General features: G+C 55.3%; 19 protein-coding genes. 7 read left to right on the top strand and 12 right to left on the bottom strand.

Annotation, left to right across the window (positions count from 1 at the left end; translation table 11 throughout):
• Positions 1-22: 22 nt before the first annotated feature.
• The 6 genes from ACZ5FM_RS11535 to puuD all read right to left on the bottom strand — a co-directional run bounded on the left by ACZ5FM_RS11535 (position 23) and on the right by puuD (position 5,834).
• Positions 23-460: a hypothetical protein gene (locus ACZ5FM_RS11535; protein WP_464038731.1), complete on the bottom strand. Its 438-nt coding sequence runs from the start codon at positions 458-460 to the stop codon at positions 23-25.
• A 131-nt stretch (positions 461-591) separates the two neighbouring features.
• On the bottom strand, positions 592-1,725 hold the full coding sequence (locus ACZ5FM_RS11530) for an alpha-hydroxy acid oxidase (protein WP_464038730.1): 1,134 nt from the start codon (positions 1,723-1,725) through the stop codon (positions 592-594).
• A 126-nt stretch (positions 1,726-1,851) separates the two neighbouring features.
• Positions 1,852-2,607 carry a sulfite exporter TauE/SafE family protein gene (locus ACZ5FM_RS11525; protein WP_464038729.1) on the bottom strand — a complete coding sequence of 252 codons (756 nt, stop codon included), beginning with the start codon at positions 2,605-2,607 and terminating at the stop codon, positions 1,852-1,854.
• A gap of 120 nt (positions 2,608-2,727) precedes the next feature.
• Positions 2,728-3,225, bottom strand: a complete 498-nt coding sequence (locus tag ACZ5FM_RS11520; protein ID WP_250982012.1) for a GrpB family protein — start codon at positions 3,223-3,225, stop codon at positions 2,728-2,730.
• A gap of 57 nt (positions 3,226-3,282) precedes the next feature.
• Entirely contained in the window at positions 3,283-4,593 is a 1,311-nt protein-coding gene (guaD, locus tag ACZ5FM_RS11515; protein ID WP_464038728.1) for a guanine deaminase, read from the bottom strand.
• Positions 4,590-5,834, bottom strand: coding sequence for a urate hydroxylase PuuD (gene puuD / locus ACZ5FM_RS11510; RefSeq protein WP_464038727.1), 1,245 nt, complete (start codon positions 5,832-5,834; stop codon positions 4,590-4,592). Before puuD ends, guaD begins: the two co-directional genes overlap by 4 nt.
• A 636-nt stretch (positions 5,835-6,470) precedes the next feature.
• Between puuD and ACZ5FM_RS11505 the strand changes: the two genes are divergently transcribed.
• Positions 6,471-6,767: a hypothetical protein gene (locus tag ACZ5FM_RS11505; protein WP_250982400.1), complete on the top strand. Its 297-nt coding sequence runs from the start codon at positions 6,471-6,473 to the stop codon at positions 6,765-6,767.
• Here ACZ5FM_RS11505 and ACZ5FM_RS11500 read toward each other — a convergent pair.
• The 6 genes from ACZ5FM_RS11500 to ACZ5FM_RS11475 form a co-directional block, all read right to left on the bottom strand.
• Positions 6,743-7,666, bottom strand: coding sequence for a LysR substrate-binding domain-containing protein (locus ACZ5FM_RS11500; RefSeq protein ID WP_464038726.1), 924 nt, complete (start codon positions 7,664-7,666; stop codon positions 6,743-6,745). The two genes, ACZ5FM_RS11505 and ACZ5FM_RS11500, sit on opposite strands and share 25 nt — an antisense overlap.
• Positions 7,667-7,754: 88 nt before the next feature.
• A complete protein-coding gene (locus tag ACZ5FM_RS11495) occupies positions 7,755-7,907 on the bottom strand; it encodes a hypothetical protein (protein ID WP_464038725.1) in 153 nt (50 codons plus the stop codon).
• Between the two features lie 17 nt (positions 7,908-7,924).
• A complete protein-coding gene (gene xdhC, locus ACZ5FM_RS11490) occupies positions 7,925-8,770 on the bottom strand; it encodes a xanthine dehydrogenase accessory protein XdhC (RefSeq protein ID WP_259143576.1) in 846 nt (281 codons plus the stop codon).
• Between the two features lie 12 nt (positions 8,771-8,782).
• Positions 8,783-11,122 carry a xanthine dehydrogenase molybdopterin binding subunit gene (gene xdhB, locus ACZ5FM_RS11485; protein ID WP_275641733.1) on the bottom strand — a complete coding sequence of 780 codons (2,340 nt, stop codon included), beginning with the start codon at positions 11,120-11,122 and terminating at the stop codon, positions 8,783-8,785.
• Positions 11,123-11,126: 4 nt separating this feature from the next.
• Complete coding sequence (gene xdhA / locus ACZ5FM_RS11480) at positions 11,127-12,596, bottom strand: xanthine dehydrogenase small subunit (protein WP_275641732.1); 1,470 nt, start codon at positions 12,594-12,596, stop codon at positions 11,127-11,129.
• A 21-nt stretch (positions 12,597-12,617) separates the two neighbouring features.
• The gene (locus tag ACZ5FM_RS11475; RefSeq protein WP_464038724.1) at positions 12,618-13,394 is read right to left on the bottom strand and encodes a 3-hydroxybutyrate dehydrogenase; all 777 of its coding nucleotides are present in this window, start codon (positions 13,392-13,394) and stop codon (positions 12,618-12,620) included.
• A gap of 161 nt (positions 13,395-13,555) precedes the next feature.
• On the opposite strand from ACZ5FM_RS11475, the gene glpK reads away from it, so the two are divergent.
• The 6 genes from glpK (at position 13,556) to ACZ5FM_RS11445 (ending at position 20,915) form a co-directional block, all read left to right on the top strand.
• Positions 13,556-15,052, top strand: a complete 1,497-nt coding sequence (gene glpK, locus ACZ5FM_RS11470) for a glycerol kinase GlpK (protein ID WP_464038722.1) — start codon at positions 13,556-13,558, stop codon at positions 15,050-15,052.
• Between the two features lie 46 nt (positions 15,053-15,098).
• On the top strand, positions 15,099-15,566 hold the full coding sequence (locus ACZ5FM_RS11465) for an SRPBCC family protein (RefSeq protein WP_464038721.1): 468 nt from the start codon (positions 15,099-15,101) through the stop codon (positions 15,564-15,566).
• A gap of 209 nt (positions 15,567-15,775) precedes the next feature.
• On the top strand, positions 15,776-16,837 hold the full coding sequence (locus ACZ5FM_RS11460) for an LLM class flavin-dependent oxidoreductase (protein WP_464038720.1): 1,062 nt from the start codon (positions 15,776-15,778) through the stop codon (positions 16,835-16,837).
• Positions 16,838-16,893: 56 nt separating this feature from the next.
• The gene (map, locus tag ACZ5FM_RS11455; protein ID WP_250982001.1) at positions 16,894-17,646 is read left to right on the top strand and encodes a type I methionyl aminopeptidase; all 753 of its coding nucleotides are present in this window, start codon (positions 16,894-16,896) and stop codon (positions 17,644-17,646) included.
• A 327-nt stretch (positions 17,647-17,973) separates the two neighbouring features.
• Entirely contained in the window at positions 17,974-18,618 is a 645-nt protein-coding gene (locus ACZ5FM_RS11450) for a hypothetical protein (protein WP_464038719.1), read from the top strand.
• 41 nt (positions 18,619-18,659) lie between these two features.
• On the top strand, positions 18,660-20,915 hold the full coding sequence (locus ACZ5FM_RS11445) for an autotransporter family protein (RefSeq protein WP_464038718.1): 2,256 nt from the start codon (positions 18,660-18,662) through the stop codon (positions 20,913-20,915).
• Positions 20,916-20,940: the final 25 nt, after the last annotated feature.

Here is a 20,940-nt window from a genome sequence, read left to right as displayed (position 1 = left end):
GTTTTGTGAGGTCGATGTTGACTTAGGCCTTGATGACAGGGAGGGGCAGGCGTTGAGGTTCGGGATACATCTTCGTGAATGTCGCTTCGATTGTCTGAGTACGCCCGTCGGCTTCATTGACGATCATGATCATGTGAAGTTTTCCGGCGCGTAGAGTGACGAGAATTTCAAATCTCTTGTCGCTGTATGGTCCCGATCGTTGGCGCCACTTGCCTTCTCCGAACGCATATCTGGCTGGGCCATAACGTTCTATTTCGAGCGCCGCTGTCCAGTCATTGTTGGCGCTGATCGTAAACACCCGACCATGCTGCATGATGCCGATGAAGCAAGTCGAACAATTGCCGGCATTCGAGTAAACCTGTTTCCATTGGCCAGCAAGGTTATCGTTTTCGGCACTTGCCGATCCAAAGGATAATAATGTGCAGAGAGTAACTGTGAGGATTGTTGAAATGTGCCTCATCCATACCCCTTAAAAATGCAGAACTCTGCTGCTCTTATGAGGTTATTTTCTCGAATATTCAATAAATGGTTGTAATTTTCGTGGCTAAAAAGGGCTGCAGGTTGTCGCAGCCCGTGTTTGTTATTCTGCGCTCAAGCCAAGATATCGGGGCCGACGTCGACGATGCGGCGTTTGCCGCACAGAGCCATGGTGATATCCATTTCCTTGGCAATGATGTCGAGTGCGGTGGTAACGCCCTGTTTGCCACCGGCGCCGAGGCCGTAGAGGAATGGGCGGCCGATATAGGTGCCCTTTGCGCCGAGAGCCAGAGCTTTCAACACATCCTGTCCAGAGCGAATGCCACCATCCATATGCACTTCGATTTTATCGCCGACAGCTTCGACGATTTTCGGCAGCATGGCGATGGATGAATGTGCACCATCAAGCTGGCGACCACCATGGTTGGAAACGATGATCGCATCTGCGCCGGAACCGGCAGCGGCGCGTGCATCTTCCTCATCGAGGATGCCCTTGAGAATGAGCTTGCCGCCCCAACGTTCCTTGATCCACTCGACATCCTTCCAAGACAGGCGCGGATCAAACTGTTCCGTGGTCCAGGCCGAAAGGGATTTAAGATCGGTCACGCTTTTGGCATGGCCAACAATGTTGCCGAAGGTCCGGCGCTGGGTGCCAAGCATGCCAAGGCACCATGCCGGACGCGTGGCCATCTGCCAGATATGTTTGGGCGTGAATTTTGGCGGGGCGGACAGACCGTTGCGAATGTCTTTGTGACGCTGACCGAGGATTTGCAGGTCAAGCGTCAGCACCAGAGCCGAGCACTTGGCGGCCTTGGCCCGGTCAATCAGATTATAAACGAAGTCACGATCATTCATCACATAGAGCTGAAACCAGAAAGGTTTCTTGGTGACGGATGCGACATCCTCGATCGAGCAGATGCTCATGGTGGACAAGGTGAACGGAACGCCGAATTCTTCGGCCGCCTGTGCTGCCAGCATTTCACCATCGGCATGCTGCATGCCGGTGAGGCCGGTGGGGGATAGTGCAACGGGCATGGCCACTTTCTGACCGATCATTTCGCTTTCCAGCGACCGATCGCTCATGTCCACCAGAACGCGCTGACGCAGCTTGATCTTGGCAAAGTCATCTTCGTTGGCGCGGTAGGTGCTTTCCGTCCATGCGCCGCTATCGGCATAGTCGAAAAACATTTTTGGCACGCGCTTTTTCGCCAGCTTTTTCAGGTCCGCGATTTCGAGTGGTTTGCTCATGGATGATGCCTTCACAGTTCAAATTCAGCGTCCATGACTAGCATGCTTTGCCGAAACTGCCACGGTAAAGCAGAGTCGATTCAACGGATTGTGCGGCACTTTAAAAGTACCGCTCGATGACGCCGTTCAACCCATCAATGGCCGCAGGGCAAGCTGCAAACCAATCAGCAGCAGGCAGATCAGGAACCATCGCTTGAAGGTGGCGGGGCTGACGGCGCGGCGCACGATCTGGCCTGCCCACATGCCAAGAAGAGCGGGCGCAACAGCCACTGTCGAGGTTGCCAGTTCCTGCAGCTGGAAAACGCTCTGGGAGCCGAGGCCGATGGCCAGCGCAATGGTGGAGACGGTGAAAGAGAGGCCAAGGGCCTGAACAAGATTTTCCCGGTCAAAACCGAGTGCCTGAATATAGGGAACGGCCGGAATAACGAAAACGCCGGTTGCACCTGTCATCAGACCGGTCAACAGACGGATGATCGGTGACAACCAGGTCTCGATTTTTTCAGGCACGGAAAATGGTGGGGCCAACAGCGTGTAGGCTGCATAAGAAGCGAGCGCGACGCCGAGAGCCGCCGTTGCCCAGACGCCTGAATTTCCTGCCATGAAGGAAGCGCTCAGCAATGTGCCAATGATGATGGCCATCATCATGGTCCACAGCCGTTTCAGCAAAGCGATGAAGGATGGCCCGGCCAGCAACTGCCAGATGTTGGTGATTAAGGAAGGCAGGATGAGCAGGCTTGCCGCCGCAACCGGTGGCATGAACAGCCCAAGCACACCCATGGCAACAGTTGGCAGACCCATGCCGGTTACACCCTTGATGATGCCGGCCAGAAAGAAGGTGAGCGTGATGAGGGCGATTGCGGCGAAAGATAAGTCAGCTGTCATTTCAGGCATGAGCATCCGGTGCGGTGAGTGGCGGGTATGGCTTTTTTTAACCGGATATCCCACCTGATGTTACGGTGACGGCCGATGTATCCTCTTCCACATTAACGTCATGTGTCTGGTCTAAAGCCCGGCAACGATGCGCTGGATATAGGGCTCCTTGCCCCGCAGATATTCTGCGATCCCTTTGGTGTTTTCCTGTTCAAGCTGCAGTTTCAGGCGACCATAGGCATCACGCGCCTCGCTGTCTTGCCGCAAATGATCGCGGAATTTGAGCATCTCAATAGCCTTTTCGTGTCCAGCAAGGCAGAGATGCAGCTTATGAGTTCTGACACCATCCACATCCCGCTTGAAAAAGCTGTGACCAGCGGACAGATCTCCGCCACGCCGGTAACCGAGATCAACGAGTGCTGGCGTCATGTTCTCAGCCACATCGCTGTCCTTGACGAGAATGAGGATGTCGATTTCCGGTTTTGCGGCAAGGCCAGTAACGGCGGTGCTGCCGATGTGGTGAATTTCCAGAAGGGCGGGACCAAATGCCTGTCGCAGGCGTATTGCCTCTGATTGGTAGAGGCTCGGCCAATTCGCGTCATAGGCGGTGATTTTGCTGGTCAGTGCCATGACGGCCATTCCTCATGCACGCTGTGTCGCATGCATGAGGTTACAGCGTGATGGTCTTCAGGCCAATGTCGATTTCATCGCCTTGCCAGCCACATAGGTTTCGCTGACTGTGCGGTCATCGCCCATGGTCAACATCAGGAACAATTCTTCGGTCAGGCTGTTGACCACTTCCATTTTCAACGCCATGGCGGGCGTTGACGATGCATTGAGCACGGTGATGTCGGCATCGGTGCCAACATCCAGTGTACCGATGCGATCTGCCATCGACAGTGCCTGCGCATTGCCAAGCGTCATCAGGAACCAGCTTTCCAGCGGGTTCAGACGTTCACCCAGCAGCTGCTGGATTTTATAGGCCTCATCCATGGTGCGCAGCATGGAGTAGCTGGATCCACCGCCAATATCTGTGGCAACGGCAATACGAACTGGCTTTTCGCGGCGCTGCAGCTTCTTCATCGGGAACAGGCCGGAACCAATGAACAGGTTTGAGGTCGGGCAATGAACGGCAACTGCGCCGGTTTCCGACAATACATCCGCTTCCCGTTCCGACAGGTGGATGGCGTGACCCAAAAGGGTGGTATCGCGCATCAGGCCATAGCGCACGTAGATGTCGGTATAGTCGGTCGCCTCTGGATAAAGTTCGCAGGTGTATTTGATCTCTTCCAGGTTTTCCGACAGGTGGGTCTGGATGAACAGATCAGGAAATTCCTGCGCCAGCGCCTGTGCCGCCTGCATTTGCTGGGGGGTGGAGGTGATGGCGAAACGTGGGGTGATGGCGACGTGGTTGCGGCCCTTGCCGTGCCAGTCTGCGATAACCGCTCTGGTTTCATCGTAGGACACTTCAGGTGTGTCGAGCAGACCCTGCGGTGCGTTGCGGTCCATCATCACCTTGCCGCCAACCATCAGCATGTTGCGCTTCATGGCTTCTGCGAAATAGGCGTCAGCTGAGGTCTTGTGTACCGAACAATAGGCGGCAGCCGTGGTGGTGCCGTGGCGCAGCAACTCATCGTAGAAATGCGTGGCAATTCGCTGCGCATGCGCACTTTCCACGAAGCGGCATTCCTCCGGGAAGGTGTAGCTATTCAGCCATTCCAGCAGATTGGCGGCGTAGGAGCCGATGACCTGCATTTGCGGGAAATGCAGGTGCAGGTCGATAAGGCCGGGCACGATAAGGTACGGACGATGGTCTTTTTCTGCCACATCTTCGGGCGCGGATTTCTTGATGTCGCTATAGTCGCCAATCGCGACAATCTTGCCATCATCAATCAGCAGGCCGCCATCTTCGATGTAAAGATAACTTGCCGTGTCATCGATGGAGTGTGGTGCGCGGCGAAAACTCAAAAGACGACCGCGCAGCAGAAGCATGCTCATTCTGTTTTTCCTTGTGACAAGGCGCTTTCATACCAGGCGGTCAGCACCTTGCGTTCTTCGGGCGTTATATCCGTGATGTTGCCGGGCGGCATAGCATGGCTGCGGCCTGCCTGAATATAGATCTCTCGGGCATGGGCGGCGATATCCGCATCCGATTCCAGCTTGACGTTCTTTGGTGTGAAACTGATGCCTTCCCAAACCGGCTCGGCGGCATGGCACATGGAACAGCGTCCCTGCACGATATCGCGCGCTGACGCAAAATGGACGTCACTCGCAAACATCTGTTGCACGGGTGTCAGCGAGGATGTGGTTTCTTCCTCGCCGGTCAGAACCTTCGGCACGGTTGAAAGCCACGTGATGATGATGAAGATCACCGCTGTTGCCAGCCATGTCCATGTCGGTTTGCCTTTGCGAGCATGGGTGGTGTTGAACCAGTGGCGAATGGTGACGCCCATTAAGAACACCAGCGCCGCGATAATCCAGTTATAGGTCGTGGCAAAGGCTAGCGGATAGTGGTTGGACAACATGAAGAAGATGACGGGCAGGGTCAGGTAGTTGTTGTGCAAAGACCGCTGCTTGGCAATGCGCCCGTATTTCGGGTCTGGCGTGCGTCCGGCAATCAGGTCCGCAACCACGATCTTCTGGTTGGGAATGATGATCATGAACACGTTGGCCGACATGATGGTGGCGGTAAATGCACCCAGATGCAGAAAGGCGGCACGACCTGTAAAGACCTGCGTGTAACCCCAGGCCATGGCGACCAGTGCAATGTAAAGCACAATCATCAGACCCCAGGTGTTGTTTCCAATCGGGGATTTGCACAGAAGATCATAAAACACCCAGCCAATGGCCAGAGAGGCGATGGAAAGACAGATGGCCTGAACTGGCGAAAGGTTCATGACCGTGCGGTCAATCAGGAACAGGTCTGCGCCACCATAATAAACCACGCACAGCATGGCAAAACCGGTGACCCAGGTGGCGTAGCTTTCCCACTTGAACCAGGTCAGGTGCTCGGGCATCTGGGCCGGTGCGACCAGATATTTCTGGATGTGGTAGAAACCGCCGCCATGCACTTGCCATTCCTCGCCATAGGCACCCGGTGGCAGATGGGCGCGTTGTACCAGGCCCAGATCCAGCGCGATGAAATAAAATGATGAGCCGATCCAGGCAATGGCGGTGATGACGTGCACCCAACGGACGGCGAAGGCCATCCATTCCCAGGCAATGGCGTATTCGTACATGCAGTTCCCCTTATGCTTATTGCATTGCACATTGCGAAAAAAAACAGTCTCTGAAAAGAGAAAAGCCGGTGCGAACGACGGATTGTTCTCATTCTCCACGCAAGCTTTATCTGCTCTTGCAAATTTGCATGGTGGCGGATTTTGTTTTGCGCAAATGCCGTTAGCCGACTACCCACGACTCAGCTAAAATCTGTTGCACGCAACAGGCCGCGCGGCGCCGATTTCCGTGAGAGCATGATGCGTTGTTCAGAAAGTCAGAGTGTCTTGTGTGCGATCCAAAGGACGCACGGCGCTCTCATGGTTCGCGTGGCGGTTTTCCGAAATCGCAATGCTGCATATCCTTGGGTCGGGGGTGGTTCAAGGGGAGGGATTTGCAGATATGCCAATGCATGCATTGCGTCCCGATGTTGATTTTTAAATCTGGTCTAAAGTCGTAATTTTTGTGAGGACGCAATGCGTTTCGGGTGACTGCCGTTATCTTCAACGGAGACAATGCCCATGCGCCATACTGTGACTGTGATTGAGCGTTTGCATGCGAAGTTGAATCAGGCAAATGCGTTAGCTTCTTGTTTTTACAAATTTTCCGGATTCAGGCCGGTTTGGTTCTACGCCGTCTTTACCCTTGTTTTTGCTCTCGTGCCGAGTGTGTCTGCCCATGAATCCCACAAGGGATTCAAATATGAGAGCTATTGCTGCAATGGCAATTCCGAGACCGGTGATTGCCAGATGATCCCGACAAAAAGCGTGCGGGTCGTGCAGGGTGGGTATGAGGTGTCACTGGCGCCCGGTGATCATCGATTGGTCACGAGACGACATGTGTTTAACTGGACGCAACGGGAAACCCGCCGTTCCGATGATGGTGAATATCACCTGTGCCTTTATCCGGATGAAAATACGCCGCGCTGTTTTTACGCGCCGGATATGGGTTTTTGACCCTGTTGATCAACTGATGGCATTAGCTTGAAAATCCACTCGCGAAAGGCTTTGATCTTTGGCGCGTTCTTGCGGTTTTCGGGATAGACCAGCCAATAATGCGCGCCGTCGTGGCTGGTGATGTCGAAGGGTTGCATGAGGCGCCCAAGCGCCACCTCATCGGTATAAAACTCGGGTGTCAGAATGGCAACGCCCTGACCGGCGATGGCGGCAGCAGCCTCGAATGTTTGCGCGCCAAGACGACTGCCTGTGCGGTTTTGCAAGGGCGGGTCGCTTACTCCGGCCTGATGAAACCATTGTTGCCACCATGGATCCCCTGCATCGATAAGGCGCAGCTTCAAAAGGTCGGCCGGTGTCTTCACGCCGCCAATGGTCTCGGCCAGTGCCGGGCTTAACATCGGTGAAAACCCACCGCGCATCAGAAGATGCGAGTCCAAGCCCGGCCAGACACCCACGCCAGCGCGGATTGCCAGATCCACATCCGTCTGGCTGAAATTGACAAATTCCTGCGATGTTTCCAGCCGAACTGCAATGCCGGGATTTTCAAGCTGGAAGGCGCCGATGTGGCGTGACAGCCAACGGGCTGCGAAGGTTGGGGTGGTGTGGATAAAGAGCGTGTCGCTTTTGATCTGCTTCGCATCGGCCACCGCATTGCGCAACGCGCCAAAAGCCTCGGCCACTCTTGGCGCCAGCTTCTGCCCGCTTTCCGTCAGGGTAACCTGTCGAGGTTTGCGCACAAACAGCGCCACGCCAATGAAGTCTTCGAGCAGTTTTATCTGATAGCTTACAGCGGTCTGCGTCATGCCAAGCTCATCACCCGCCTTGGTGAAACTCATATGGCGGGCGGTGGCCTCAAAAACCCGCAAGGCATTCAACGGCAACTGGCGTGACAGTTTCATGGATAATTTCTCTTTATTTACTACCTGCGATATTTCATTGGTTTTTGAAAGAAAACAACGGCATTCTCATCTCATACAACAATTCAGTTTATGAGGAAACGACGATGCGTGCAGCAACCTTGCGCGTGCGAAGCCCTATGCTTGCGGTTTCGCGGCTGTTGGAACTTGTCAGGTCCATGCGGATTAAAAGCGCGACAACACGACCCCAGAACCTTGTCGATGACAGCCTAAGTGACGACATCAAACGTGATCTCGGTCTTATGGATGGAAGGCGAGGGCTTGGCTCTCCACGGGAGCGGCAGAGCGATGAAATGCGTGAAGCACTTCTGCGGCAACCAAGGCCGCTATGATCGCCGGGCGTTTGTCTTTGACGGTTGATCCGCCGATTGGCAGGGTCAGCCTTTCAAGATTGACGGACGCCTCGGCGTCGCTTTCCCGCTCGATCCAGTGGGCGAAGGTGGCGCGTTTGGTCTTTGAGCCAATCATGCCGACATAGGCGAGGTCTGCGCGTGCCAAGGCCTGTTTCGCAATCAGGAAATCCAGTGCGTGGTCATGAGTGACGATGATAACGGCGCTGCCAGCAGGAATGGAGGGAATTTTCGCCTCTGGCATGGCACTGAGATGTGTTGCCACGCCATCCGGCAGGTCGTGTAACTCGTCTTGCCGCGTCTCGATGATGCTGGTTGACATGGGTAAAAGCGAAAACGCCTGGGCAAGTGCCTTTCCGACATGACCGGCCCCGAAGATGAACACCGATGGCTGCGCGCGGTTTTCCTGCTCAAGCCTTGCCTTTAATTCTGCCGCCACCGTGTCATTGACCTCGGTGAAACGCAAAAGTGTGCGCCCACCACAGCACTGGCCAATTTCCGGCCCCAACGGAATGTCCATGCTGCCGGCCACCGTCTTGCCGCTCAACATCGCACGCGCGTGGTCAATGGCCATATATTCGAACTGGCCACCACCAATGGTTTGCCAGATGCCGTCCTTGGAGACGAGCATGATGGTACCCGCCTCGCGCGGCGACGAGCCTTTCACGGATTCAATTTCGATCAGGATGACTGGTTCTGCGCCATCCAGAAAGGCTGCAAGGGAGGTGTCGCGCATCAAGGCTCCCCCTTATACCTTCTTCAAGCGTTCGACGGCCATCAACACCCGTTCCGGTGTGGCCGGTGCATCAAGTCGTGGGCAGACCTTGTAATCGGCCACGCTGGCAACTGCCATGGACAATGCTTCCAGCACGGATATGGCCAGCATAAATGGTGGCTCACCTACGGCCTTGGAACGACCAATGGTTGGCTCGGCATTTTCAGCCCATTCCGCCAGCTTGACGTTGAAGGTCTTGGGACGGTCAGATGCCAGCGGTATCTTGTAGGTGGACGGTGCATGGGTGCGCAGACGCCCCTTGTTGTCCCACCACAGTTCTTCCGTGGTCAGCCAGCCCATGCCCTGTACGAAGGCACCCTCAATCTGGCCAATGTCGATGGCAGGGTTGAGGGATTTGCCGACGTCATGCAGCACATCGGCCCGCTCTACCATATATTCGCCGGTCAGCGTATCGATGGAAACTTCCGAGACTGCCGCACCATAGGCGAAATAATAAAACGGTTTGCCTCGACCGGCGGCACGGTCCCAGTGGATTTTCGGGGTCTTGTAGAAGCCGGCGGCAGAGAGCTGCACGCGACCGAAATAAGCCTGTTTTATGAAGTCGTTAAAGGCAACTTCTTCCAAACCGATTCTAATGCGGTTTGGCAGGAAGGTTACCTCTTCCGGTCCGACATTCCACTTTTCGCAGGCGAACTGGACAAGGCGTTCCTTGATCTGACGGGCAGCATCATAGGCGGCCATGCCGTTGAGATCGGTGCCGGATGAAGCGGCGGTGGCCGAGGTGTTGGGCACTTTTCCTGTCGTTGTCGCGGTAATCTTCACCCGACTGATATCGACCTGGAATGCATCGGCAATGACCTGGGCAACCTTGGTGTAAAGGCCCTGGCCCATTTCCGTGCCACCATGGTTCAGGTGAATGGAGCCATCATTGTAGATGTGCACCAATGCCCCGGCCTGATTGAAGGCTGTCAGCGTAAAGGAAATGCCGAATTTGACCGGTGTCAGCGCAATGCCCTTGCGAATGATCGGGCTGGTCTTGTTGAACTCGATGATCGCCTGTCGCCGTGCCTGATAGTCACTGGACTGTTCAAGTTCTTCAACGATGCGGGCGATGATGTTGTCCTCGACCTCCTGATGATAGGGGGTGAGTGTGCGCCCCGATTCCGGCTGGCCGTAAAAGTTCAGCTTGCGGACCTCGAGCGGGTCCTTGCCGACTGCATAGGCGATTTCTTCAATAAAACGTTCCGCACCCAGCATGCCCTGCGGGCCACCGAACCCACGAAAGGCGGTGTTGGAAACGGTGTGGGTTTTCAACGGTTTCGAGGTCAGTCTTACATGCGGATAGAAATAGCTGGAATCAGCATGAAACAGGGCACGGTCGGTGACCGGGCCTGAAAGATCCGAGGAGAAACCGCAGCGTGCCGCATAGGTGGCATCGACAGCATGGATGCGGCCTTCATCATCAAAGCCCAGTTCGTAATCGACCCGGAAATCATGACGTTTGCCTGTGGTGCTCATGTCTTCGTCGCGATCAGGGCGGATCTTGATGGCGCGGTTGAGCTTCTTGGCGGCAATGGCACACAGGGCGGCAAACTGGTTGCCCTGCGTTTCCTTGCCACCAAAACCGCCGCCCATGCGGCGTACCTGCACGGTGACGGCATTGGACGGCACCTGCATGATGTGGCTGACGATATGCTGGATTTCGCTGGGGTGCTGGGTCGAGCTCCACACCGTGACTTCGTCATCTTCGCCCGGAATGGCCATGGCGATATGGCTTTCGAGGTAAAAATGCTCCTGTCCGCCAATCCGCATCGTGCCGGTCAGGCGACGCGGCGCAACATCCATCTCGAGTGCCGCTTCGCCACGCTTCAGCGTCATGGGGTCAACAACCAGCGGGGCATTGTTTTCCAGCGCGCTGTCGATATCGCTCCAGTGCGGCAGGTCTTCATAGGTGATCTTGGCTTTGCGGGCGGCACGGCGTGCCTGATCCCGGGTCTCGGCAAAGACCGCAAAAATCAACTGTCCATGAAACTCGACCTTGGTTTCTGCCAGCAGGGGTTCATCGTGACGGCCACCGGAGGACACATCGTTTTCACCGGGAATATCCTTTGCCGTCATGACCCAGACCACACCTGGCGCGCTTTCCACCTCGGAAAGATCGATGGATGTGATGGTGGCATGGGCGCGATCGGACATGCCCAACCCGCCGTGCAACAAGCCTGCGGGTTCGGGAATATCATCGATATATTCGGCACTTCCCGTCACATGCTTATGTGCTGAATCATGTCGCAGCGAGCCGTGCATCTGGCCCTCGACCGTGGTTTTTGCGGTGTCGAATGTTGTGGTGTCCATGGGGTCAGGCCTCCTGCAATTCGAAACGCTTGATCTCCTGCGGGGTGCCGGAGGTTTCCAGGAAGAAGCGGGTCAGCAGGTTCTTGGCAGTCAATTGGCGATAGGCGGCCGTGGCGCGCCAGTCGGTCAGCGGGGTGAAATCTTCGTCCAGCGTGTCACGGACCTCGTCGATGGTGGCTTGTGTCCATGGTTTGCCGGAAAGTGCAGCTTCCAGATTGGCTGCCCGTTTAGGGGTGCCGGCCATGCCACCAAAAGCAAGGCGGAGATCGCTGACGGTATTGTCCTCGCCAAGCGTCAGATGGAATGCGGCACAAAGTGCGGAGATGTCTTCATCACGCCGTTTGGAGATTTTATAGACCGCATAGTGACTGCCCTGTTTGGGCAGAGGAATGGTCACCTTCTCCACGAATTCACCGGGCAGGCGATCCTGCTTGCCGTAGTCGATGAAATATTTTTCGAGCGACAGGGTGCGCGGACCATTGGCTGCACGCAGTGTCAGTGTCGCGCCAAGTGCAATCAGGGCCGGCGGTGTGTCGCCGATTGGCGAACCATTGGCGATGTTGCCACCGATCGTGCCCATGTTGCGGACCTGCTGCCCACCAATACGGTCGATCAAACGGGCGAAGGCCGGAATACGGGCCGCGATGGTTTCAAATGCCTGACTGTAGGTTACGCCGGCACCAATGGTGATGGTATTTTCATCCGCTGCGATGGTTTGCAGTTCCGCGAGATTGTTGATGAAGACGACAGGGTTGAGGGCACGCATCTGTTTGGTGACCCACAGGCCCACATCCGTGCTGCCAGCAACGATGGTGGCTTTCGGTTCCTGCTTCAGGATTTCGGCAAGTTCGGTGACCGAGCCGGGAATGATGCTGCGCTCATTTCCCTTGGCCACGGTGATCGTGCCGTTCTGCGCAATGGCCCAAAGGCGGCTGACAATCTCCGAGCGGTCACGCTGCAGCGGATCGAACAGGGCGCTTGGACGGGCAGAGGAGACGTGCTCAGCGGCGCGCACGATTGGCTCATAGCCGGTGCATCGACAGAGATTGCCTTGCAGTGCTTTTTCAATCGCTGCGCGCGAAGGCTTTTCATCGGAAAGCCACAGGCCGTAAAGCGACATGATGAAACCGGGCGTGCAGAAACCGCACTGCGAACCGTGATAATCCACCATCGCCTGCTGTACCGGATGAAGAGTGCCGTCCTTTGATGCCAGATGTTCCACTGTCACGACATGGGTGCCGTGCAGCGAGCCTATAAAGCGGATGCACGCATTGACGCTCTCATAGCGCAGCGATCCGTCGATCAGTCGGCCTACCAACACCGTACAGGCGCCGCAATCGCCCTCTGCACAGCCTTCCTTGGTGCCGGTCAGTTTGCGGTTCAGCCGTAGATAGTCAAGGAGAGTGTCCGTTGGCCCGAAGTCATCAAGGGAAACGGTCTGACTATTAAGAATGAAGCTTATCGCGTCGTTCATGCATTGCCTTCTTTATCAGGTTTATTGGGCGGTCCAGCCGCCATCCACCGAGATATGTGTTCCGGTGATCTGTGATGCTGCGTCGCTGGCAAGAAATATTGCCGTTGCTGCGATGTCTTCAATGCTGACAAATTCTTTGGTGGCCTGCAGCCGTAACAGCACCTCATTTTTAACTGCTTCCTCGCTGATGCCGCTGGTTTTTGCCATGTCCGGTATCTGCTGTTCTACCAAAGGCGTCAGCACGTAACCGGGGCAAATGGCATTAACGGTGATGCCGGTTTCCGCCAGCTCCAATGCCGCGGATTTGGTCAAGCCCATGATACCGTGTTTTGCCGCCACATAGGCTGACTTGTACGGTGAGGCAACCAGACCGTGGGCCGACGAAATGTTGATGATGCGGCCTTTCCCGGCCTTCTTCATCACCGGAATAGTGCGGTGCATGGTATGGAAAGAACTCGTCAGATTGATGGCGATGATCTGGTCCCATTTTTCCGGCGGAAATTCGTCGACCGGGGCCACATGCTGCACACCGGCATTGTTGACCAGTACGTCGATGCGTCCGAACTTTTGTTCGGCTTGCGCCACCATGTCGGCAATCTCTTCCGGCTTGGTCATATTGGCGGCGTGGTGGATGACATGCACCCCATTTTCCGCCTCCATCATCAGGCGAATATTTTCAATTTCACCGGGATCGCCAAGTCCGTTCATGACAATGTTCGCACCGTCCCTTGCAAAAGCTTGCGCGATTCCAAGGCCGATACCACTCGTTGAGCCGGTTACGATGACTGTTCTCGTCATATATGTTCCCCTGCGTGCTTGATGACGCATTGCGAGCATCGAAGGTATGCTCAAACAGGGGCGGCTGGCAATCGGGTTTTCACAGCTTCCTAATATGGCTGCGGGTTGACAATGACGGCGAGGCGCATTTCCCTGCGACGGGACATGTGAGGAGCAAAATTATGGGTGAATACATTCTTGCAATCGACCAGGGCACGACGTCGAGCCGCGCCATCGTGTTCGATGCAAAGATGCAGGTTGCCGGGGTAGGGCAGAAGGAATTTCGCCAGATATTTCCGAAGTCCGGCTGGGTAGAGCATGATCCCGAAGAAATATGGGAAAGCGTGCTGTGGTCGATCAGGGAGGCGATTAAAAAGGCCGGTATCAAGGCGGCTGACATTGCTGCCATCGGCATAACCAACCAGCGCGAAACAACCGTGGTGTGGGAGCGGGAAAGTGGCAAGCCCATACACAATGCCATTGTCTGGCAGGACCGCCGCACCGCAAAGGATTGTGAAAAGCTCAAACGAGCCGGGCATGAAAAGACCTTTACAGCCAAGACCGGCCTGCTACTCGATCCTTATTTTTCTGGCACCAAATTGTCCTGGCTGTTGTCCAACATCAAGGGCGCACGCAAACGCGCACAAAAGGGCGAACTGTGCTTTGGCACCATTGATACGTTTCTGATCTGGCGTCTGACGGGCGGCAAATCCTTCGTGACAGATGCCACAAATGCCTCGCGCACCCTGATGTTCAACATCGAAAAAAACCGTTGGGACGAAAAGCTGCTCGGCATTCTGGATGTACCGCAGGCCATGCTGCCCGAGGTGAAGGATTGTGCGGCCGATTTCGGAACAACCGAAAAAGATCTGTTCGGTGCTGAAATACCCATTTTGGGGGTTGCAGGAGACCAGCATGCGGCCACCATTGGGCAGGCGTGTTTTGCGCCGGGCATGTTGAAGTCAACTTACGGTACCGGATGTTTTGCGTTGCTGAATACCGGCGCGGACATTGTGCGCTCCAAGAACCGCCTGTTGACGACGATAGCCTACCGGCTGGACGGCAAGACGACCTATGCACTGGAGGGGTCGATTTTTGTGGCTGGCGCCGCCGTGCAATGGCTGCGCGATGGCCTGAAGATCATAGAGAAAGCGTCGCAGACCGGCGAGTTGGCCGACAAGGCTGATCCTTCGCAGGAGGTTTATCTGGTGCCGGCTTTTGTCGGGCTTGGTGCGCCCTGGTGGGATGCGGAAGCTCGTGGTGCGATCTTTGGTCTGACGCGCGGCACTGGCCCCGCGGAGTTTGCGCGCGCCGCATTGGAGGCCGTTTGTTTCCAGACGGGTGACCTGCTGGATGCGATGCACAAGGACTGGAAAAATAACGGCGACGGTGAGACTGTATTGCGGGTGGATGGCGGCATGGTCGCAAGTGACTGGACGATGCAGCGACTGTCGGACATTATCGATGCGCCGGTTGATCGCCCCGTCATTCTGGAAACGACCGCACTTGGTGCTGCATGGCTTGCGGGCAGCCGGGCTGGTGTGTGGCCAGACATGGATGCATTTGCAAAGGCGTGGTCGCGAGATAAGCGGTTTGAACCCAAAATGGAAACCAGTATCCGGAAAACAAAAGTGAAGGGGTGGAGGAACGCCGTTCGCAGGACGCTCGTTAAGGTCTGACGGCGCTTGTATCGGTTGGCCGACATCACACAGAGGAGGAAGCAGCATGCCAAAACTGGGAGAACATGAACTGTCCTTAACCCGTATATTTGATGCGCCACCTAATAAGGTTTATCGGGCGTGGACCGATCCTGATCTTTTGAAAGAATGGTTCACACCGCGACCCTATACCGTTTCCGACGTGGAAATGGATTTGCGGTCCGGTGGCGTTTTTAACGTAACCATGCGCGGTCCGGATGGTGAGGTTTATCCCAATAACGGAATTTTTCTTGAGGTTGTCCCCAACCGGCTTCTCGTGTTTACCGATGCCTATCAGGATGGATGGGTGCCCAGCGAAAAGCCATTCATGACCGGTTATGTGAGTTTTGAGGAGGCTGGAAACGGCCAGACACGCTACACCGCCAAGGCGCTGCACTGGACGGCTGAGGACAAGAAGACTCATGAAGAAATGGGTTTCGACGAAGGCTGGGGCAAAGCCGCCGACCAACTGGAGGCTCTGTTGGAGCAAATCTGAAGAGACTTCAAATTCTGATTAAACTGCTTGGCAGAGTGATTCAAGTTACGCTGCCAAGTGTTTGAAAACAGAATCGCATCTCTGATCTTACGGCCCGCTTCGGGGCAAAGTTTTCCTATCCATTTCATCGAACGGATCGTTCCATATTTTGAAATTGCCATAGTCTTTTGCGATGCCTATCTCTGCGTGAAGAAACAGGAGCATCGATCATGGAACTCGGTCTTTACACATTTGCGGATGTCGATCCGAACGCACCGGATGGCAAGGGACCGGAAGGTGCACGACGTCTTAAAAATCTTATCGAGGAAATCGAGCTTGCCGATCAGGTCGGGCTGGATGTGTTCGGTCTTGGCGAACACCACCGCCCGGACTATGCGGTGTCGTCGCCATCCACCGTGCTGGCCGCTGCCGCCGTCAAGACAAACAATATCCGACTGTCGAGCGCAGTTTCGGTTTTGAGCTCCGATGATCCGATCCGCGTCTTCCAGCAGTTCGCAACAGTTGACCTGCTGTCGAATGGCCGCGCAGAGATCATGGCCGGTCGCGGCTCCTTCATCGAATCCTATCCGCTGTTCGGCTATAATCTGGAAGACTATGACGAGTTGTTTGCTGAAAAACTCGACCTGCTACTGACCCTGCGTGAAAACGAGATTGTCACATGGTCTGGCAACAAACACACGCCGATCAATGGCCGTGGTGTTTATCCGCGCCCCTTGCAGGAAAGGTTGCCGGTGTGGATTGCCGTTGGCGGCACTCCGCAATCCGTCGCAAGAGCAGGAGCAATGGGCCTGCCGGTGGCGCTTGCGATTATCGGCGGCGAATACCGTCGGTTTGCACCGCTGTTTGATCTTTACCGCGAAGCGGCCCGCCGCGCTGGCCAGCCGGAGACCAAACAGAAAACCAGCATTAACGTGCATGGCTTTATTGCCGACACCACCGATCTTGCCGCTGACCAGTTCTATGGTCCGCAGGCAGAGGTTATGAACCGGCTGGGTCGTGAACGCGGATGGGGCCCAACCAGCCGTGCCCATTTCGACATGGCGCGTGGGTCGGAAGGCAATCTCTTCTTAGGTGAGCCAGAACTGGTTGCGGAAAAAATCATCAAAGCACATGACGTGTTCAAGAATGATCGTTTCCTGCTGCAGATGGCCATCGGCCTGATGCCGCACGATCAGATCATGCGCGGTATCGAGTTGTACGGTACGAAAGTCGCGCCGATTGTCAGAAAAGAATTGACTGGCAGCGCTGATAGGGTGAAAGCCACCGCATGATGTAAGTATAGGGTTGCGGCGCCAAACTACCGCAATCCGCATGTCCGGGTAGTTTTATGATCGTCTCGTCCGAAGAAGAATTGGTGAAGCTGAAGGAAATCGGCCGCCTGTGTGCCGTTGCCCTGAATACCATGGCTGATGCGCTGGAGCCGGGTATCACCACGGCCGAGTTGGACGATATCGGTCGTAAAATACTGGAAGACAATGGTGCGCAATCGGCACCGGAGTTCTGTTATCAGTTTCCCGGCGCGACATGTATCAGCGTCAATGAAGAAGTGGCGCATGGTATTCCCGGCGTGCGCATCATCAAGCCAGGTGACCTCGTCAATATCGACGTCTCTGCGGTAAAGGATGGCTTCTTTGGTGACACTGGCGCGTCCTTCGCCGTGCCGCCCGTGAAAAAGGAAATCGAGCGTCTGTGCCGGGATGGTAAACGCGCCATGTGGACCGGTCTGCAGCAGGTAAAGACCGGCAAGCCGATGGCTGATATCGGAAATGCCATTGGCGCCTTTGCCCGCAAGAACCGCTACACCCTCATCACCAACCTTGCCAGCCACGGCATTGGCCGCTCATTGCATGAAGAGCCGCGCGAACTTGCGACATGGCCGGACAAGGATGAAACCCGGATCATGGAAGAGGGGATGGTGTTTACCGTAGAGCCCTTCCTGTCTACCGGTGCCTATTGGGCGGAAGACGGCGATAATGATCCCTGGACGCTTTACAGCGATCCCAGTGCTCCGACCGTCCAGTTCGAGCACACGATTGTGGTGACCAAAAATGGTCCGCTCGTTTTGACGCTTGCTGACTGATTTTGCAGTGATTGCATTTGAGATGGAGACGGTGCTGAACGCACCGACTCACGTTTCGACTTGTGCTTTTCTGTATCGATTTTTGGCCGGTCTATACGCGCCATCTTCCGTTACGTGATATCAAGATGTTCAGTCGTCGGCGTAATAAATTCTATTTTACGCGCCGGATAACCACATCCAGAAGGTGAATATTCCCATTTGCTAACTTTCAACCGCTCTCCAAATATGCAAGCCTTAACGCAATCAGTGGTTGGGTCAGGTTAAATCAATTTAAACCTGATGGAGGACAGCCACTAAGCGTTGTGTATCGTCTATTCCGGGGGGAGCATGAGGTTCTACCGAAGCAGGTTGCTGGGATCAGCAGCTATTTTCGTCGTCGCTGTTAGCAGCGGTTTCCCAGCTTATGCCATTGATTGGGCTGGCGGCACGTCAAGCGATTGGCACAATCCCGCAAACTGGGTTGGCGGTGTCATTCCAGTGGCGGGAAGCACTGTGAACATCAAGGTTCCCGGCGTCGACGGGCGAACGAGCATCACCGATGCCGCGAGCTATAACAATCTTTACGTTGGTTCGGTGAGCGAAATTTACTTAGATATTTCGGGTAACGGCAGTCTGACGGGCACCAGTCTGAATGTAGGCGAAGCCGTCGGTGAAATCGGCACTCTGACGATCTCGGGCGCAGATGCATCCTTGGCCACTGGATGGCTTACAGCAGGATTTTACGGCGATGGTACGATCCTTATTGAAGATGGCGGATCTGCAAGTACCGTCAATGCACTGCATCTTGGCCAATTTGCCGGCTCGTCGGGTACGTTTACCGTTGATGGTGATGGTAGTTCCTGGACTGCCAGCGGTGGAGCCACAATTATCGGCCATACAGGTGAGGGCAAGTTTACGGTCAGCGGTGGCGCGACAGCGACAGATTACGCTGTAACGATTGGTTATGGTGATGGGGCGTTGGTGCCGCACTGATCGACGGCGACGATTCCACATGGTCTATCACCGGCGGCGCATTGGTTGTTGGTTACGAGGGCGAGGGTGGCCTGACTGTGGGTGGCGGCGCTACGACCAATACTTTCAAGCGAGTAATCGTCGGTGACAAATCGACTGCTGAGGGGACAATCACAGTCACCGGAGCCGACAGCAGCTTTACAATAAACGGTACGACCTCTGACATTTATCTAGCCGTCGGTAGTTCTGGTGTTGGCACGGTCAAACTGGCTGATGGAGCATCGTTCAATAGCAATACGGCTGTTTTGGGCTTCTTGGCATCCGGTAACGGCACTCTCGATTTGACTGGAGCCGATACCAGATTTGTAAACACCAATTACATAGCTGTTGGTTATTATGGCATCGGTGAAGCAACTGTGCGGGATGGGGCCACCATTGCGGTAACCGGTGCTGCTGGTGTTCGAATTGGATATTTGGCAGGCTCAACCGGTACGCTGAATATCGGCGCTGCGGCAGGCGATACGGCTGGTGTTGCTGGACAGATCGAGTCTCCCCAGGTGGTGTTCGGTCCCGGTTCAGGCACGCTCGTTTTCAATCACACAAATACTAGCTATGATTTTTCGTCCGCTATCTCGGGCACCGGCTTCATCAATCATCTCTCTGGTGTGACGACGTTTTCCGGCAACAGTGCCACGCTTGGCGGCATCACCAGTATTTCCGGCGGAACGGCGCTGGTTACCGGTTCGCTCGGCGGTATGATAGACGTTTTGAGCAACGGCACACTGGGCGGCACGGGCACTGTTGGCAAGTCAGGGTCCACGCTTTCGATCGGCAATGGTGGCACACTATCGCCCGGTCTTGTGGGTTCCAGAGGGACATTGTCGGTTGTGGGTGATCTCGCCTTTTCGACCGGCTCAACCTATGTCGTGCAGGTGTCAGGTCTTAGCAGCGATGCGGTGGTGTTGACTGGCGGGGCCGTGACCATCAATCCCGGCACGTCGCTGCAAATTTCGCTTTCCGGGGCTGCGAATGCCAGCCGATACACCATCCTGAAGGCAACGAGTGTGACCGGAACATTTTCCACCATTGATTGGGGTGGCTTGTCCAATTACGAAATCTCCTATGACAATGGTATTGTTTCGCTTCTCTCAACCGTCAGTGTTGGCAATGGCGGGTCTGATTTGACGCCAAACCAGTCTTCGGTGCTGTCTGTTCTGCAATCCGGTAGCGCGCCTGGTGGTCTGTGGTCTTCGCTCGGTTCCGTGCCTGACAGTGAGCAGGAAGAGGCACTGCGGCAATTGTCGGGCGAAACTCATACCGCACCGCGTGCCGCCTTTTTCCAGACGGCCCAATCAGTCAACAACACGGTGAATGGCCGTATTCGCTCCATGACCGATGGGGTTGCTGCACCCTCCGTTCCAGCCCTCGGCTACGCCGAAGAAACAAGACCGGCGAAAAGCGGCCAGTTTGCATCCTTCGAGAAGAAAACGGATGTTTTCGATCAGGACCGGTTCTCCGTCTGGACAAACGGTTTTGGTTCCTGGGGCAAGGTTGATGGTCTGACTGGCAGTCCCGATACCGATATTTCCAATGCGGGTGTGTTGATCGGTGGCGACGCTGGCATCTCCGACAATTGGCGCGTCGGTGTGTTTGGTGGCTACAGCCGGTCATCATTCGACACGTCAGATAGTGACGGCGACAGCAACAACTACCATCTCGGTGTCTATGCCGGTAGCCGATGGGATGCCATCTCGTTTCGTACTGGCATCAACTACACTTGGCACAGGGTCGACACGGTGCGCGAGGTTGATTTTCTCGGTGAAACGCTGAGAGCTGACTATGATGCCAGCACGCTCAACATGTTTGGCGAACTGAGCTATCGTATCGATGTCGCACCTGCATCATTCGAACCCTTCGTCAGCCTGAGCCATATGCGGGTAAAGACCGATGGCTTTACCGAAACCGGTGGCCTTTCCGCCCTGACCATGGGTAAGACCGATTTGAACACCACCTACACGACACTTGGGGTCCGCGCGTCGAGCGATCTTGATGTCGCGTCTGTTCCGGCCACACTGCGTGGCTCCCTTGGCTGGATCTACGCCTTTGGTGATGTGGAGCCTGAAACCACTGCCCGGTTCTCCTCCGGCGACAGCTTCAGAGTGGTTGGCACGCCACTGGACAGAAATACGGCGATTGTGCAAACGGAAATGGATTTTGCACTTTCGTCGGCCTCGACCTTAAGCATATCCTATACCGGGCAGTTCAGCTCCAAAGCCTATGATCATGGCGTCAACGCCAAGTTACAGGTTCGTTTTTGATTTAATGCAATTCTGAACGTCCAGT

It is taken from the genome of Agrobacterium sp. 5Ca50 (genome assembly GCF_055381905.1).
This window is presented reverse-complemented; position numbering and strand designations above follow the sequence as displayed.